Raw genomic sequence first — 18,123 nt, forward strand, 5'->3', positions numbered from 1 at the left:
CAAAGTTAAATATTATGTTGGAATGTTGAAGCGATAATTAAGATTCTCCCGATGAATTTAATTTAATGTAAACCTCAAACTAAAACCAAAATTACTGAAAGAAGTATTAAACGTTTGCGAGGTATATGGTTTGGTAATGTTTGAATCATAAAACAGCTTCACATTAAATTTCTGATTCAACACATAATCAACACTTGGTCTTAAAGTAATGTTTTTAGCACCTGAGGAAATTTCAGCTTCTTCCACATCAGCCCTGTAAATTACTGTTTTATTATCACGAATGGCTACATCCAGTTTAAAATCCATATTATTATCCATTTTTAAACTTTTAAACCAGCCAAAAGGAAACCTGAATTTATTTGTTCTGTAGCCCATGCCTAAAACCACATTGTTTTCTGATAACTGCGCAAGCTGGCTATTGGCCAGACTTAAGCCCAACAGTCGTGACCGGTTTAATTCAAAAGTGGCACTCAGGTTATTTTTAAACCGGGTATCTACACCAATTAATGGAGAAAAATATTCTGATACGGTTACCTGCGCGAACTGGAATTCAGGTAAAAAATTGTTATTTACATCCCGGTTAACCGAGAACCCGTTACTTTCCCTGTACCTTAACAATGAATTATAACCATTAATGTTGTATGCTGAGCGATAACCGTGTCGGAGATCAATGGATGTGAAACGATCAGCAATGAAAGCAATTTTTGTTAATCCATTGTATGTTAGCGTCCAGTTTGGAAGTGGAATCCGCGGAAAAGAATTCATGCTCATTTTACCTGGATCTTTTCCAGAATAAGCCGCCAGAAACGCGGAGATCATCACATCCTGACTTTCTTTACCATAACCATCTGCATAACCACCAGTCTGACCAGAAGAGTTGGGATTCTGTGCGCCTAACCTTCTTGAAATCAGAATCCGGTTAGACATAAACTGGTTAAACAGCGTGGAAATAACGTTTGAGTTTTTTTCTTTAAATGCGGTACCTAAAGCAATGTAGGATATACTATAATCACCGGTAGTGATGGCACTTAAATTCTCAAATGAAGATACACTGGCCACATACCTATAGTTAGAGGAGAAGTTCCTGGTTTGCGATTTATTTGCCCTGATGGTAATCCTCAAATCTCTGATCGGCTCAATTTGCCCGGTAAATTGTAAGTCTTCGCGAAGTGTATTAACGTATAACTGTGTCTGCAGCGTATCGGTTGTTAACCATCCGTTGTTAAGTGCCATATCCCTGATGTCTCTCTGACTGCCAAATGCGAAACCTAAACCCGGTGCTCCGGTCACATTATCTATACCAAAATATTTAGTCGTTGGTAAATAACCTGGTAAAAAGATTCCTTTTGTCTGCACATAATTGGCATTGACATTTTTTACGCTGGTTAATAAGTTGATAAAGAAATTCTTTAATTTATTGCCGGTTTCTTCGCTATTACCGGCATTTCTGATAAAACCAAATTTGTTATATAAGGTAGTCAGGTTCAACGCGGGGTTAACCTGAATATTTCTGCTGTTCTGAACCGTATTGCCTAAATTTATATTTGGATCCAGCAGGGTAGACAAAGGTTCGGTTTGCCAGTTAAAGTTTGTGCCATATCTTGTTTTTACCGTTACCCAGTTTAAACCAGGAACTTTGTCAATGGGTAAGGTATAGGTCACATTCAGGTTATGGTTATAATCGGTTGTACGTCCGAGGCGTTTCAGGTTTTGCCAAACCGTATCCCGTTTCATGCCATCAATCCGGCCATCTGGTTCATCAATAATGGAATAGTTTGTGGCATTAAAATCTAACTGAAGTGAGCGGGTTAAATTCCAGGCGATTCCATAAATCCGGCTCATTCTGAAGTTTTTATTAAAAGTGGTTCCAAAACCATTCTGATAAATTGGAATTGAATTGGCCGGATCATTATTTCTCAACGTATTTTCAGAATACAGGCGGTCTACGTCAATTCTAAAATTAATGGCGCTTGGAAAAATACTAAAGTTAAAATCCTTCAGCAAGCCCAGCATATTCGACTTAATGATCTTTTCGAACGGTGCATATGTTCTAGCCTCTTTCGCATAGCTATATTGCAGTGAAGCCCTGTACGTATTCTGAATGCTGCTCTGGTTAATAAAATCACGATGGTTATACTGTGTATATGCATAGCTGGCTGCAAAGTTTTCAATATCCCAAAGCCGGGCCGGTTTACTGTTGTTTGTTCGCTCTTTACGTACATTGGTAAAGTTGATACCCCTTCTAACCGTATAATCCTGTGCAAAATTTAAAATAGAATCTTTTTGTTCTTTAGTTGATTGATCAAGGGCATTTTTTAATTCAATGTCCGGCGTGCGTGGATTATATTGTGGTGTAGAAACCTGTTTTGAATAATTCACAAACATTGGAATTTTTACACCTGATTTTTGCGGTAAGAATTTACCAAGCTCTACAGCAGATGAAACATCCAACAAAACATTATCTGCCCGGTTACGCTCACTTACCTTCGAATCAATAGATCCAAAACCTATAGTTGATTTACTGCCTGAGATGTTCACATCGGCAAAATCTGCCAGCTTTAAATTTAACCTGGCTGTAGCAGCCCAGCCTCCTCTTTCGTCAAATTCTGTTAAGCGAAGTTCATTAAACCAAACCAGCACATTTTTATCCAGGCCATCATCACCTCCTGCTGTCGTGTTATTTTTTAAAGGGTTTTTCACCCCCAACATGTACACCCTTACCTTACTCATATCCGGCTGTCCCTTTACAATGATGGTACGGTCGCCATCTGTATAAGTAAAGGGAACATTTATTGGCCATGGCTGTCCATTGGCCTGTTTGGCCACATTACGGGCAAGTTTAGCATTTTGAAACAAGATTAAATCAATATCCATCCGGTTTGCTTCAGGCCAAATGGCATTCGGATCGCTGGTACCAGGCGTGGTAATTTTTAAAGGCATTAAATATTCATAGTAGTTATCCTGGTTATCCGTTCCGATTCTTAAAAACGCACTGAGGTCACGGTCGCTCAGGGTTTGATTATTAATGGCCTCAGCGTGTACATACATTTCCAGATGTTTGTATGAACGGAAATCGCTATAAGCCGTTTTAAATGCTGCCCTGCCATAACCATCACGCAGGTTTTTAACCGTTACGGACAGTGACTGTTCATTTAAACGGGTATCTCCACGATAATTACTGAAATCACGTTCACGAAGAATACCGGGAGGGGTAACATAAGGGATCGGACTTCTTTTCCCGTTTTCTTCAATATTTACGGTTGATACTTCAATTACAGAATTATCAGGTGTTAAAGCTGGCAGGCTGGGTTCAACAATAACCTGATCGGCCGTGTTTTTAGCATTAAATTCCCGCCATTCGCCCCTGATGAGCTGCAGCTTTGCAAAACGCATAATGGCTGTATCGGCAAAGTTGGTCATAAACATCCTGAAGAAACGGATGGATTTAAAATCCTGGATGTTCCCAACTTTTTTTTCGTATTGTGTAATGGGGATCCTAAACTGATACCAGGTAACGGCCTGTGTATTGCCATTCGCCAATCTTACCTGCGATGTGACTTTATCCGTAATAAATTGCGTTTGGCCCACATCCATCCCTGGCCGCATACTTACTTTATATTGATAATATTCATCGCTTTGCGTCATGTTATTATCGCGGTTAATATCTTCCCCGTCAGGAAGGGAGGTAGATGCTGAATTTTCTATTCCCAGTTCCGCCTGCGATTGCTGGGAAGTTTTGGAATTTCCCTCCGGACCATTATATTTTTCATACCGCTTTAAAATGCCGGCATTGATCTGATCTAAAGCCGGACCCCTGAAATAAGAGTAATTATCGGACGAAGGATCCTGATCAATTTCTGCTGCTGCAGTAGCATTTAGCTGTGATTTGATCTGGTTAATGGCCGCAGAGAACTTCGCCCTTTCATTGGCATCAGATATACCATCCAAACCAACATCCTGTGCCCTTCTCGCGTCAGGATCATTATCAAAAGCCTGAACAACTGGTTGTAGTTTCGGAACACGCCCCCAGGCTGTTTCATCATATTTGGTAGGATCATCCGTAGCGGGTAATCCATTTTCCAGCGATTTTCGGCCATCCTTCAAAATATCTTCAGAGATATTTCCTAAGTTAAAATAAATATCACCGCCCTGAGAATTTCTATTGTAGATAAAGGGATCCATCACCCAAAATTCAATAAACCCAACATTAAGCGCTTCAAAATCATTGGTTTCAATTTTACGCTGAAAGCCACCCCAACGTTGCCGCGGGTTTGTTAATTTTCCATCAGTAGAAAAACCTGTGGGGGCATAATTGTATGGCCCGCGAATGGTAGGATAAAAAGCTACATCCAGGGTAGTAATATTTAAGGCCTGCCCCGTTGCCGTTTCTTTAAACGGAAAAACTTCCTGCTCAATCACCTGCCTGACATAATGGTTGGAAAGTTCGTTCCTGTTGTTTCTGATGTTGGCAGGCGTAGTGGTGGCGTTTGAATTATAAAACGTCGGATCAATATTATAGTAGGCGATCCGTGCACGGTTGTAACCATAAGTAAGGTCATTGATCAATTGCGATTCTGCAAAATCCTGTGGTGTTCCCGATAATTGCCAGGAAATGGCACTCTTTAAATCAATTACTGACCTCGACGCCTCAAAATCATCCAGGTAACTGACTCCATTTTTACTGCCCGCAAAATTTAATGCCCTCGGATGCCCCGGAACCAGTTGTGCAAACTCTCCATAAAAATTTACACTTGATGGTGCCTTGGTAGAAATAAACGGAAGTTTATCAACCAGTTTGGTTAAAAACCTGGATGAGGAGCTGTAATTCACATCAGCACCCCAAATGGTATTGGATATGGGTTCTTCACCTAAATTTACTTTTTGAGTCAGCGGCTTCTCTGTAAGGTTCATAAATGTACCGCCCAGATTTAGCTTATTATTGAGCCGGTAATCTAATCGTGTTCCAAATAACGACCGTTGCTGCAAGCCAAAAAGCTCATTATTTTCTGTCGTGATCCTGATGGGCTGACCGGAAATTAACAATGCCTGATTGATGATGCTTACCCTTCCACCCTGATAATCTACGGTAAAATCTACCCCTTCCTGCAGAGGCATTGTTCCGGCAAAAACCTTTACCGAACCCTCCGGAACGTTAATGGCATTCAGACTAAATTCAGAAGACACTTCTGATTGATAATGTCCTTTAATTACATACCTGTTTTTATTCTGGAACAATTGTCGGGCAATCAACTGCGTTGAATCATAGAGTGCCGTAAAAGTATATTTATCAATTAAAGCCTGCTCACTTGGAAGAAATTTACTGGCCAGATCCTGACCAAAAGGCTCAATAATGGGAAAGATAATCCTTCCGTTAGCAGGGTCGATGGTAATATATCCTGAATTGGTATTGTTGATTAACGCATTCAGGCCATTCAAAGATAAATTGGACCCAAAAGTGCTGTTGTTTGCAGCGTTATTTGAGAAGTAAGATCCAAAGGCATTGTTTGAAGCTACAAAATCAAAAATTCCGTCAGGCTTCTTTTCATTTTGCTGGTTCAGGCGGTCAAATTCTGTTAACGAAATCCATTGTCTGTTTGCAGTATTTTGCCCTTCTGTCATGATGGGTTTTTCAACCCCTGTTTCATTGTCTATTCTAAAAATATCAAGTTTAAAATTGATCGGACTGATCTGATACCCACCAATGGAATAAATATTTTTCATCATCAGGTCCCAGGTGGGCAGATTGATTTTGGTGGTTTCATTTTTTAGCAGCTTTGCATAAAGCACTTTAGGATTAGCAGCATCAAAAGTGATGTCGGTAGAAAACTCACCTACCTGGTATTCTACTCCATTATAGGTATAGCGATAGGCAACGGCTAAAACCTCATCCGCATTGAGCGGATTATTTAAGGAAATATAGCCCAACTGTGGCTGGAAAGTAAATTCACGTTCCGTTAATTTTCTGGCATAGGTAAGTTTGGCATACTGATCTGTACCGCCATTACCCTGAAAAAATGAAATAACGGCATTTGAATTGGTGAGTCTGGCATCAGCAGGTAAACTCGCCAATAAATTATTAGATTGCTGCGGAAATCCCGTTGCTGTTGAACCTGCCGGAAGTGCGGAACCGCCTCCCGCTATTGCACCCGGATTAAAAGGCTGGTTTTCACCCAGATTCAAAAAACCCAATACATCTCTTGAATCGGTGGTGCTTCCGGCTTTATTGGTAATCCAGACTTCAATTTTGGTAATCTGAATAGGCGAGGTAATGATCGGGGCATTAGCCAAATGCTTATTGTAGTTGTTACGAAAATACTGGGCCAAAAAGTAGTGTTTATTGGCTTCATAACCATCTGCAGAAACAGAGAATTCGTTTTGCTGTGCTCCATTGGTGATACGAAGTTCTCTCGACTCTGATTTTTGCTGCGTATAGACACTGGTCACATTTAGTTTCCCAAATTGCAGTTGAGTTTTCACACCAAATAAGGCTTGTGTTCCGGTGATTAAACTGGTATTCAGAGGCAAACTCACGTTACCTGCTTCAATTTTTTTAATAATATCGTCAGCTCCACCAGTATAATCCAGCTTAATCTGGTTTTCAAAATCAAACTGTGCTTCGGTGTTGTAATTGCTTTTGATTTTCAGTTTCGTACCAATATTACCAATCAGGTCCATTTGAATCCGCTGATTGAAATCAAAATTGGTCTGCACCCTTTGTCGTTCATTGAACAAAGGGTTTTCATTTTTATTTCTGCGGCCTAAAAAAGTAAGCTCGGCCTCTCCCCTGGGCTGAATATCAATGGTTGTTCCGCCAAAAAGTTTCTCGAAGGCCTTGCTGTTTACCTGAATTTTAGGAATAATACCTGTATTTCTAAAATCGTCTACCTCTGCATTGGAAATACTCCGCCAGTTACCACGTTTTACTTCACTGTTAATTAGGCGGCTATATTCATCAAGTGTTAAATATTGAGTTTGCGTAACATACTTGTCTCCAACCAGTTGCTTTACAATGTATCTTTTATTTTTTGCATCATATTCCACAACCTGTTTCAGGTTATTAGGCAGTGGAGCAAAAGGACTTTGCGACGATCTGATCCCGATGCGTTGCTTTTCTTTTAAACTGAAGTTATTTTTCGACAAAGCAGTATCAGCCTTGCGCTGAACAACTTGTGAGATTACGTTTTTGGGAGCGAGCAAGAAAAAGGAGATGAGAAAAAGAAGTGTAGAGATTCTCTTCAAAGGCGTTAGGATCTAGAGTTTTTTTAAAGCGTGTTTAATTAGTTGTTCTACAGAAAGTGTTTCTTCTGTGAGTTTTAATATTTGGTCGATAGTTTTTTCGGCTATTTGTTTGGCAAATCCGAGCATTACCAAAGCTGATAACGCTTCATCTTTAATTGTATTGTGCTGAGGCATAGAAATTAATGAATCTGCGCCTTCTTTTTTTAGTTTATCCTGCAACTCTAAAACCAGACGTTGTGCGGTTTTTGCACCCAGGCCTTTTATTCTTTGAATGAGCGGCAAATCTGCCTTGACAATGGCAGTTTGAATTTCAACAGGGGTAATGGAAGATAAAATCATTCTTCCTGTATTGGGTCCTATTCCAGATACAGAAATGAGATGTAAAAATAAACGGCGTTCGCCTTCATCAGCGAAGCCGTATAAAGTGTGTGCATCTTCCTTTACATATAACCAGGTATATAATTTACACCGTTCTGCATCGCCAAGCGCACTGTAAGTATTTAATGAGATGTTTATATGATAGCCTACACCTCCGGCTTCAACCACAACAAATGCTGGATTTTTGTATGTTAATTTACCATCAATATAGGCGTACATGGCGTATTATTTCTTTGTTGTTTTTGTAAATATACCTTTTCGTTTTGAAGTTTCGGCAATTTCTTCTTTTGCCTGAACATCTACCACTGCAATAGTAACCATATTTACGATCTCTCTCACCGAACTTCCTAACTGAACAATATGAACAGGTTTATTTAAACCCAGCAAAATGGGACCTACCGCTTCTGCCCCCCCCAGTTCCTGTAATAACTTATAGGCAATATTACCGGATTCCAGGTTAGGGAAAACCAAAGTATTGGCAGGTTCATCGGCCAGCGTACTAAATGGAAAATTATCTTTTAAAAGTTCATTATTTATAGCGAAGTTACCCTGCATCTCTCCATCCACAATAACTTCAGGATGGTTTTTGTGAAGGATTCTCACTGTTTCCCTTACCTTATTTGGTGTTACTCCATCATTTGAACCAAAGTTTGAATAGGATAATAATGCGATACGCGGCTTGATATTAAATTGTTTAACAGATTTATCCAAAAGCAAAGTAATATCCACTAACTGTTCGGCAGTAGGATCAACGTTTACCGTTGTATCACCAAAGAAAACCGGACCTTTTTTGGTCATCATCATGTACATCCCAGCCACACGCTTAACGCCTGGCTCTACACCAATAACCTGTAATGCGGGTTTAATGGTATCACCATAATTTTTGGTTAATCCGGAAATCATCGCATCGGCTTCCCCAAATTCAACCATTGATGCCCCGTAATAATTGCGATCTCTTAACAATTTTGTTGCATCGTTGATAGATACACCTTTACGTTGTCTTTTTTTGTAAAGTGCTGCTGCGTATTGTTTGGTTTTTGCCGGATTCTGCATCTGATCAATAATCTCTACGCCATGCAGTTCCAGTGCGTGCTCATCAATAATAGCCTGAATCTTTTCTCGGTTACCTAAAAGAATCGGAATTGCAATATTCTCATCCTTAACAATCTGAGCTGCTTTTAAAATTTTATAATTGTCTGCCTCAGCAAATACCACCCGTTTAGGATCAGATTTAGCTTTGGTGGTAATGGAACGCATAATGGCATCATCCAAACCTAAACGTTTTCTCAATTCTTCTGAATAGGCATCCCAATCGGTAATCACCTTACGTGCCACGCCACTTTCAATGGCGGCTTTCGCTACTGCAATTGAAACTTCCGTAATCAGCCTGAAATCAACTGGTTTTGGAATAATATAATCCCTACCGAACTTCAGGTTACGGGCATTATATGCCAGGTTTACGGCTTCTGGTACAGAGCGCTTAGCCAGTTCTGCAATGGCCTTTACCGCAGCAATTTTCATGGCTTCATTAATGGTTGTGGCACGAACATCCAAAGCACCACGAAAAATGTAAGGGAAACCCAATACATTATTTACCTGGTTTGGATAATCAGAACGACCAGTGGCCATAATTAAATCCTTACGGGTTTTGATGGCCAGTTCATAGGCAATTTCAGGATTAGGATTGGCCATGGCAAAAACAATCGGGTTTTTAGCCATGCCCATCAGCATCTCCGGCTGGATAACGTTTCCTGCCGAAAGGCCGATAAAAACATCTGCACCTTTCATGGCCTCGCCAATTGTACCAATATCTTTTCTGCTGGTTGCGAAATACATCCGCATCTCATCAAGATCAGTCCGCTCCGTATTAATCAATCCATTGATGTCGAACATCACCAGATTTTCTTTTTTTACACCTAAAGAAAGATACATCTTGGAACAGGAAACCGCAGCAGCACCTGCCCCACTTACCACAACCTTAATTTTATCAATCTTCTTTTTCTGAATTTCACAGGCATTTAACAGCGCTGCGCCTGAAATAATGGCTGTACCATGCTGGTCATCATGCATTACCGGGATATTCATTTCCTGCTTTAAGCGGGTTTCTATTTCAAAACATTCCGGGGCTTTAATATCCTCCAGGTTCACGCCACCAAAGGTCGGCTCCAGGGCCTTCACAATTTTTACGAAATCATCTATATTTTTAGTATCCAGCTCTAAATCAAATACATCGATATCAGCAAAGATCTTAAACAATAAACCTTTACCTTCCATTACAGGTTTACTGGCTTCCGGACCAATATTCCCCAGGCCTAAAACCGCCGTACCATTACTGATCACGGCAACAAGATTACCTTTTGCGGTATACTTGTAAACATCATCAGTATTGTCTGCTATTTTTAAACAAGGCTCTGCTACTCCTGGTGAGTAAGCCATGGTTAAATCACGTTGTGAAGTTGTTGGTTTTGTAGGTACTACCTGTATTTTTCCGGGCCGCCCTTGCGAGTGGTAATCGAGCGCATCTTGCTTTCTATTGATATTACTCATTAAGTAACTTATTAGTGACGGGCAAAGGTACGATTCTTTAAAAGAATTAAAAACCCCTGAGGGTTTTAAAAACCTTCAGGGGTATAATTTTCTAATTGATATTTAAGCCAATAGCAAAATAACGACCTAGCCCTTGCTGATCCTTAAAATCATCCCTGCATGCAAACCTGCCTTTGAAAGCCTGTTATCTCTTTTAATACTTTGAACGGTAGCCCCGTTAAATTTTTCAGCAATTTCTGAAAGGGTATCGCCGGGTTTAACGGTATAACTTAAAAAGGAAACAGGTGCTTTCAGGCGATTGACATTTTTGGCAAATATTTTAAGCCGTTGCCCGGGTACAATGGTTTTACTTTTTAAGCCGTTCCAAACCCTTAAATCCTGCACTTCAACGCCATATTTATTGGCCACTGTGGTTAGTGATTGTCCGGCACTTACCTGATGAATAATAGCGGCATGATGGGTTACAGCCTGGCGGATTCTTGATTTTCTTAAGTCCCTTACATCGTCAGTACTGGCCTGAACGACACGCATATTTACATCGAGATCAGCATTATACAATGCATCATAAACACCGGCGTAGTCAATATCCCTCAGTTTAGGGATGATAATCCGCTTTGGTTCTTCATCAGTACCATTTACAATTTTTTTCTTATAAGATGGGTTTAAGGCAAAAAGTGCCGTCTCATCAACATTCAAGGCTTTTGCCAGTTCGGCTAAAGAAACAAAATGGTTGGTTTGAACAGTATCGGTTTTTAAAAATAGACTGCAGGTTTGTGGTGTAATCTGGTGTTTGCCTGAATAGTTCATCACATAAACCGCAGCAATAAAAGCAGGCACATAATTTCTGGTTTCTTTAGGTAGAAACTGCCTGATTTCCCAAAAATCACGTGATTCGGCTTTGGCCATTGCACGCGTAACAGCACCTTTGCCACAATTATAAGCAGCGATAGCCAAAAGCCAGTCGCCCAGCTCTTCGTAAGCATCCCTGAAATATTGGGCAGCTGCATAACTGGCCTGAATAGGATCTTTCCGCTCATCTACGAAGTTGTCCATCTTTAATCCGTAAGCTTTCCCTGTTCCAAACATAAACTGCCAGATCCCGGTAGCACCTACCCTCGAAATGGCATGCGGATTCATTTGCGACTCTACAATAGTTAAATATTTAATTTCCTGCGGAATGTTAAAATCCTTCAGGGCTTTATCAAAAATGGGAAAGTAATAATTTGATAAGCCCATCATTTTGCCAAACAAATCTTTTCGCTTGGCATAAATATCGATGTATTGCTGAACGTATTCGTTATAAGGAAGGGGAACGGTTTTAACGATAGAATCAAGCCGGAGTTTATAAATATAGTTTTGCCCCATTAATAAGGGATTTTCATAAATCAGCGGTACAGATATCGTATCGGTATTGATGAAAATATTTTCCTGAAATTTAGGTAGACTATCAATTTTGACTTTCTGCTGCGCAAAGGAATAAGAAATACATCCGATGAGGGCACATACACTGGTAAGAAGTAGTTTTTTAATCATGGGCAATTCGGTTTATTCAGCGCTGTTTTTCGGTTATCCTTCCGAAATCTTTTAAAAGAATGCTCATCCGGTGTAGCCGGAAAAACACAAGTGAACGCTGTGCATATTCATTAAAATATGCTTATTTTAAAAATGCCTGAGAAAAAGCAAGAAGCTTATCTTCCTCAAAATGTTTGGCTGTAAATTGAATACTTAACGGTAAACCAGCCTCGTTATTGCCTAATGGAAGCGCAATGGCCGGATTTCCGCTCAATGAGGGCAATACTGTAAAAATATCAGCCATATACATCACCAGCGCATCCTGCATGTGATCACCTAATGGAAATGCTGCTGTTGGCGCCACGGGCGATAAGAGCAGGTCATACTCTTCGAATAAACGGTCTACCTTTTCTCTGATCAAACGACGTACCTGCTGTGCTTTCTGATAATAGGCATCATAATAACCTGCACTTAACACGAAAGTACCCAGCAAAATGCGTTTTTTTACTTCTTCACCAAAACCCTCCGAACGGGAAAGTTTATAGAGTTCAGTTAATGATTTTGCTTCCGTATTCCGGTGTCCGTAATGCACACCATCATACCTGGATAGGTTGGAAGAGGCTTCAGCAGTAGTTAAAATATAATATGCCGGAACAAGATAATCCAGCAAATCAAAAGAAACCTCATCTACCTGATGCCCATCTTCCTTTAATTTTTCTATTGATGATAAGATGGCTGACTTAATTTCCGGATCGAGGGCCTTGCTCTCAATTGTTTCTCTGAGTACGGCTATCTTTTGTTTTTTTTGTTTATTTAACTGAGCCGGATAATCAGGAACAGCTAGATCAGAAACGGTTGAATCATTTTCATCTGCTCCGGCTAATACCTGTAAAAGAAGGGCCGCATCTTCTACTGAAGAAGTGATAGGGCCTACCTGATCAAAAGAAGAGGCATAAGCAATTACGCCATATCTGGAAACCCTGCCATAGGTTGGTTTTAGACCAATCTGGCCACAAAAAGCTGCAGGCTGCCTTACAGATCCGCCGGTATCTGTACCGAGTGCAGCTAGACACATATCTGCCTGAACCGCTACTGCAGACCCACCGGATGACCCGCCGGGAACCAGCTCAGGATTTGCAGCATTTTTAGCAGGTCCGAAGTATGAAGTTTCATTTGAGCCACCCATTGCAAATTCATCACAATTCAGGCGACCTATAATCACGGCATCTTCCTGCAATAAACGTTTAACAACAGTAGCTGAATAAGGTGATACGAAGCCATCGAGCATTTTGGATGATGCGGTTACCACATGATCTTTATAGCAGATATTATCTTTAATACCAATAACCATGCCCGCCAGTTTACCAGCGGTTCCCTGCATCATTTTCTCCTGTACTGCTTTCGCCTGAACTTCTGCCGAATAAAAAAACACCTCGTTAAATGCATTGAGGTGTTGATTATCTGAAATTTGCTTAAAATAATAAGCCAATAAATCGGGTAAAGTAAATTGCTTTTGCGAAATGAGTGCCTGTATCTCTTTAAGTGCGCTGTATTTCTTCAAAACTTAAAATTATAGCAATTAAACGGTTTTATCGCGGTTTGATGGATCAGCCTGTTCCCCATCAACACCATCCTTACCATCTTTAAATTCTTTAACTCCTTTACCTAAACCTCTCATGAGTTCAGGAATTTTTTTCCCGCCAAATAATAAAAGTACCACTACAGCAATAATGATAATTTCCGGTGTTCCAAGCATTGCTGCTATTGTTGTATTTAACATAACTTTTTTATTTAAACTTTTTGACTGTCCGTTACAATATTGTGATCGATAGGTGTGCTGGAGGGATGATTTGCCGCCGGAGCTGTCTTTTCATCTACCGGAGCGGTTTCTTCAGTTGAATGTTGAGGCTGACTGTTGTTATTGGCCACTTTTTCTTCCGCTTCTTCTTTATCCAGATCCATCGCATTAATATTGCGGTGAATTTCGCGTTTTACACCGTCTGAGGCATCCTTAAATTCCCTGATCCCTTTCCCTAATCCTCTTGCCAGTTCAGGCAGTTTCTTACCACCGAATAATAAAAGGACAACGACTAAAATGAGTACGATCTCCGATCCACCCATATTTAAAAATTCTAATAACGTTCCTTGATACATCACTAATCTATTTTATACAAATATAAACATTTTACAACTCTATTCCTGCTTATTTACTAATCCAGGCTTCCGGGTTTAAAGCACCCTGACCTCTTCTGATCTGGAATTTCAAAATGGCATCATCACCTGTATTGGCAACAGTACCAATGGTTTGCTTGGTATCTACAGAGTTACCAACACTTACGCTCACCCCTCTTAAATTCTGGTAAACCGTAAAATACTCACCGTGATTAATAACCACTGCTGTTCTACCCATAATATTCTGCACCATCACGACTTTCCCGGCGAATACGGCTCTTACTGCGGCACCATCGGCGGTAGTAATATCTACACCATCGTTGGTATAAGATGCCTGATCTACCTTATGTAATCCAAACCTTTCTGTAATGGTTCCGGTAGCTACCGGCCATGGTAATCTTCCCCTGTTATTTTCAAAACCTGCTGAAAGCCTTGCTGCTTCAGGGGTAGCGGTTAACAATTCGGAAGTACTTTTCTCTCTTGTTGCTGGTGCGGTGGTAGTGGCCGGAGCAGGTTTATTTTCTGCTTTTGCCTTTGCTGCCGCAGCACGTTCTTCTGCCAATCTTTTAGCTGCGGCTATACGGGCCTCTTCAGCTGCTTTTCGTCTGGCCTCTTCAATTGCCCTTTGGATGGCAGCTGCAATTGCCCGGTTAATCTGTGCCTGTTCCTTTTTCTTGGCATTAATGTCCTGCTTAAATTGCCGCTCTTGCTTGGTGAGGTTATTCAATGCTGCCGCCTGCTGTTTCTTATCCTGCCCTAAACGGTCCTGCTCCTTTTCCTGTTCCTTCAGCAAATTGCTTTTCTCTTTCAGGGTTTTATCCAGTACCCTGATTTTTCCCGTTAAATCCTGCTGCGTATTTTCAATATATCCCGCCTGCTTTTTACGGTATTGACTAAACTGCTGCAAATACTTGATCCTTTTGTAGGCCTGATTAAAATCTCTCGCAGCAAAAATAAACATCATTTTCTCATAGGCATTTCTGTTGCGTTGTGCAAAACGGATCATGCCGGCATATTCTTTTTTAAGATCACCTAACTGACCTTGTAATGTATGTACGGTATTTGTATTCTGAGAGATTTGGTTATCCAGGTTTTTTATTTCAGAATTAATGGTTCCGATTTTATCCTGACGGAGACGGATTTGCGCATTAATGGCATTAATCTGCTGCAGGGTTAATTTCTTCCCATTGGCCGTTTTAGTTAAATTTTTTTGTAGCTGTTCAATTTCACGCTGTATAGCTTCTTTTTTCCTTCTTAACTGGCTTTCGGTTTGTGCACTGGCAGAATAAGCAAAAACACTCAAAAACAGGATAAATATGATTTTCTGTAGCTTCATTAAGCCAAAAGTATAAAAATTTTATAGTAAAAGACATTAAAATTTAGATACTAAAGGCATTACAAATAATCTTCACCTCATCTTCATCAGAAAATTTTTCACCAATACAAAAGCAGTCATCAGATAACAGACGAAAAAATTCAACCTGATGACCTGATGACTGCTTTAAACCTATAACCGGGATTCAGGAAATATTACCTGACTAACTTATATCCACCTGGAACTTTGAAAGGAAATTCAACCGGAATATTCCCGTCAATCTTTACAAACTGCAGGTTAATATTAACCTTCTTGGTTCCCGAAAGGGTATTGATTTTCAGTGCACTTGGAAATAGCGACTCATTTAATTTTTGGTAATCTGTATAATTTACCTTTAAAGCCTGACCGGATTTTTCATCATTTAAATTGGTTTCATCTACTTTTAAAAGGGTGTTAAATAAGAGCCTGTAATCTAAACCCTCTTTACTGCCTGATACCACCCAAACACCATTTTCCTGTTTCAGGTTAGATGCAGTAGTTAAAAAATCGCCCATTGCATTTCCGGTTAAGATGGCCTGGAGTGTATTAAAAGTGATTTGCTTATTGGTAAAATTATAGATATAACTGAAAGGCTTGCTCAGGTATTCGCCCTTTTGCCGGTTCATAATTTTGATGCTATCCGGTGTGATTAATGCCCTTGCCGGTTCGTACGCACCACCCAGCGCGGTAATACTGACCCAGATCACTTCCTGATCCTTCATCCTGAAATTCATGGTCACATCATTTGCATTACCGGCAATGTCCAGTGTGGCTTTTGCCTTCAATGCAAGGGTATTAAATTTAAGCTGCTTACTGTTTAATAAAGCCAGGGCTTCAGCTTTTGTATTATCTGTTTTAACTTCAGTTGTTACAGGCGGTGCAACCACAATTGCCTTTTTAGGTTTGCAGGCCGAAATAGAAACAACTGTACCTGCAATCAGCAAGCTATTTAAAATACTTTTTTTCATTAATTTTTCTGTTTAATACTTCTGAAATGTTTCCGGCATCTTTTGCTTTTTTCCATTGGAGCAATGCTGCTTCTTTCTCACCTTTCATAAAGAGGATATCACCGTAATGCTCTAAATAAACACCATTCTTATTTGTATTGTTTTGCAATGCTTTTTCGATCCAGATCTTGGCCAGGTCATATTTATGTTGCTTAAACAAGATATAGGCGTAGGTATCGGTAATAGATGAATTATCCGGCATGGCCTTGGCAGCTGTTTCTGAATATTGAGCAGCTTTGACCAGATCATCATTTTTCAATGCAAGGTAGTAAGCATAATTATTCATGATAAAATAGTTATCGGGTTCCATTGCAATGGCTTTTTCAAAGGCAGCTTTGGCCAGGGTAAAATCATTCTGATTAATATAGATATCGCCCTGAAGTGCAAGCACCTGTGCCTGTAAACTTTTATTGTCAACATCCAGCTGCAATGCTGTTTTCAGGTTATCTTGCGCCTGTTCCAGCTTACCTATTTTAAATAAGGCATAAGCCGTATAATAATATAAGCTGGCCTGGTTGGGATAAATGGTTATCGCTTCATCCCCTAATTTTACCGCATCTGCATAATGTCCTAACAGGGTTTGGATATTTACAATTTGCTCCCAAACGGCATAAACCTGATCATTTAATTTTAACGCAGCCTGATATTGTACCAGTGCTTCCTTTAGTTTTTGCTGCTGATACAAAACATCACCATAAAGGGCAAGTACTTTTGCATCTGCCGGATTTTTTTCAGCAACAATTTTACTTAATAACGTCACATTTTCTGCAACAACGGGCTCCCTTAAATTTGGGAATAATGCCACAATAATCTTAATTTTTTCATCCAGTGGCATTTCTGCACTTTCAAAAGCCACCTTTAGTGAAGCAAATGCCTGAGCATCATCTTTTTGCTTCCGGTAGATATCAGCCAGACCCAGTTTCACTTCAAAATTATCGGGAGCCAGCTGTTTTGCCTTCAATAATACTTTTAAGGCTTCGGCATCATTGCCCTTCTGAAGAAGTAAACCTGCGGCATAGAGATAGTTTTTAATATCGGCCTGGTTGCCTTCCAATAATTTGACAATATCACTTTCCGATGTGCCTCCGCTTCCATGTAAGCGTTTTTTTGCGGTTGAAAGTTCATTGGATTCACCAAATCGGGCCAGAATTTCATCGTAGGTTTTTCCGGCGGCTTCAGTTTGACCAGATAAAAACTGAGCGTTTGCCTTATCAAAGTAATACGCATCATTTTCCGGGTCTATGCGAATCAACTGATTGAATACCTCAATGAGTTCGGGCATTTTATTGGTGCGTTTATCTACTTCCGCCAGCAAACGCAAATACCATTTGTTGTCAGGTTTAAGTTTAATGGCCCGCTTAATATTTAATTCTGCTTCTGATAAACGTTCTAACCGCAGGTTGGCATTGGCAAGTTCATAATAAGCAGCATCATGATCCGGGTCTGCCACAACAACCTTATTAAAATTGCTGAGCGCACTGGTATAATTCTCGGTCATTTTTTCCCGCAGTCCGGCAAAGAACAACTGTTTTACCATATTGCTGTCTCTACCTGGTGACACAGTATCATGGCTTTGCCCGAATGCTTTGCCAGTTAAGGAGAACAAAGTAAGAAAAATGACCCTTTTTAACATATATCAAATAATTGATAGAAGGAGTGAATGATGGAATGTTTAAACAAATTGCAAAAAATTTTCCTTTCTCGAAATTCTCTCATTCAATCATTCAATCATTCAAGATCTTATCACAAATAATTGATAGAAGGAGTGAATGATGGAATGTTTAAACAAATTGCAAAAAATTTTCCTTTCTCGAAATTCTCTCATTCAATCATTCAAGATCTTATCACAAATAATTGATAGAAGGAGTGAATGATGGAATGTTTAGACAAATTGCAAAAAAATTTCCTTTCTCG

General features: G+C 40.0%; 10 protein-coding genes. All 10 read right to left on the minus strand.

From position 1 onward, the window contains the following. Window positions 1-57: 57 nt before the first annotated feature. On the minus strand, window positions 58-7,197 hold the full coding sequence (gene sprA / locus OQX64_RS20695; protein ID WP_265820187.1) for a cell surface protein SprA: 7,140 nt from the start codon (window positions 7,195-7,197) through the stop codon (window positions 58-60). Window positions 7,198-7,251: 54 nt separating this feature from the next. Further along, window positions 7,252-7,836, minus strand: coding sequence for a Holliday junction branch migration protein RuvA (gene ruvA / locus OQX64_RS20700; RefSeq protein ID WP_265820188.1), 585 nt, complete (start codon window positions 7,834-7,836; stop codon window positions 7,252-7,254). Between the two features lie 6 nt (window positions 7,837-7,842). Next, window positions 7,843-10,164, minus strand: a complete 2,322-nt coding sequence (locus OQX64_RS20705) for an NADP-dependent malic enzyme (protein WP_088302434.1) — start codon at window positions 10,162-10,164, stop codon at window positions 7,843-7,845. A 126-nt stretch (window positions 10,165-10,290) separates the two neighbouring features. Beyond that, complete coding sequence (locus tag OQX64_RS20710) at window positions 10,291-11,697, minus strand: lytic transglycosylase domain-containing protein (protein WP_265820189.1); 1,407 nt, start codon at window positions 11,695-11,697, stop codon at window positions 10,291-10,293. 121 nt (window positions 11,698-11,818) lie between these two features. After that, window positions 11,819-13,237, minus strand: a complete 1,419-nt coding sequence (gene gatA, locus OQX64_RS20715; RefSeq protein WP_265820190.1) for an Asp-tRNA(Asn)/Glu-tRNA(Gln) amidotransferase subunit GatA — start codon at window positions 13,235-13,237, stop codon at window positions 11,819-11,821. Window positions 13,238-13,255: 18 nt separating this feature from the next. Then, complete coding sequence (locus tag OQX64_RS20720) at window positions 13,256-13,456, minus strand: Sec-independent protein translocase subunit TatA/TatB (protein ID WP_216359256.1); 201 nt, start codon at window positions 13,454-13,456, stop codon at window positions 13,256-13,258. Between the two features lie 11 nt (window positions 13,457-13,467). Then, complete coding sequence (locus OQX64_RS20725; protein WP_088302431.1) at window positions 13,468-13,830, minus strand: Sec-independent protein translocase subunit TatA/TatB; 363 nt, start codon at window positions 13,828-13,830, stop codon at window positions 13,468-13,470. 49 nt (window positions 13,831-13,879) lie between these two features. Next, entirely contained in the window at window positions 13,880-15,184 is a 1,305-nt protein-coding gene (locus OQX64_RS20730) for a murein hydrolase activator EnvC family protein (RefSeq protein ID WP_088302430.1), read from the minus strand. A 194-nt stretch (window positions 15,185-15,378) separates the two neighbouring features. Further along, entirely contained in the window at window positions 15,379-16,170 is a 792-nt protein-coding gene (locus tag OQX64_RS20735) for a DUF4292 domain-containing protein (RefSeq protein ID WP_265820191.1), read from the minus strand. Then, on the minus strand, window positions 16,148-17,842 hold the full coding sequence (locus OQX64_RS20740) for a tetratricopeptide repeat protein (protein ID WP_265820192.1): 1,695 nt from the start codon (window positions 17,840-17,842) through the stop codon (window positions 16,148-16,150). The genes OQX64_RS20735 and OQX64_RS20740 overlap by 23 nt, the downstream gene beginning before the upstream one ends. Window positions 17,843-18,123 lie beyond the last annotated feature (281 nt).

It is taken from the genome of Pedobacter sp. GR22-10 (assembly GCF_026239715.1).
Taxonomy (GTDB): Bacteria; Bacteroidota; Bacteroidia; order Sphingobacteriales; family Sphingobacteriaceae; genus Pedobacter.

Coding starts and splice junctions, on each gene's coding strand:
- ruvA (WP_265820188.1), bottom strand. CDS start 7,836: ATGTACGCCTATATTGATGGTAAATTAACATACAAAAATCCAGCATTT.
- OQX64_RS20705 (WP_088302434.1), bottom strand. CDS start 10,164: ATGAGTAATATCAATAGAAAGCAAGATGCGCTCGATTACCACTCGCAA.
- OQX64_RS20710 (WP_265820189.1), bottom strand. CDS start 11,697: ATGATTAAAAAACTACTTCTTACCAGTGTATGTGCCCTCATCGGATGT.
- OQX64_RS20720 (WP_216359256.1), bottom strand. CDS start 13,456: ATGTTAAATACAACAATAGCAGCAATGCTTGGAACACCGGAAATTATC.
- OQX64_RS20725 (WP_088302431.1), bottom strand. CDS start 13,830: ATGTATCAAGGAACGTTATTAGAATTTTTAAATATGGGTGGATCGGAG.
- OQX64_RS20730 (WP_088302430.1), bottom strand. CDS start 15,184: ATGAAGCTACAGAAAATCATATTTATCCTGTTTTTGAGTGTTTTTGCT.
- OQX64_RS20735 (WP_265820191.1), bottom strand. CDS start 16,170: ATGAAAAAAAGTATTTTAAATAGCTTGCTGATTGCAGGTACAGTTGTT.
- OQX64_RS20740 (WP_265820192.1), bottom strand. CDS start 17,842: ATGTTAAAAAGGGTCATTTTTCTTACTTTGTTCTCCTTAACTGGCAAA.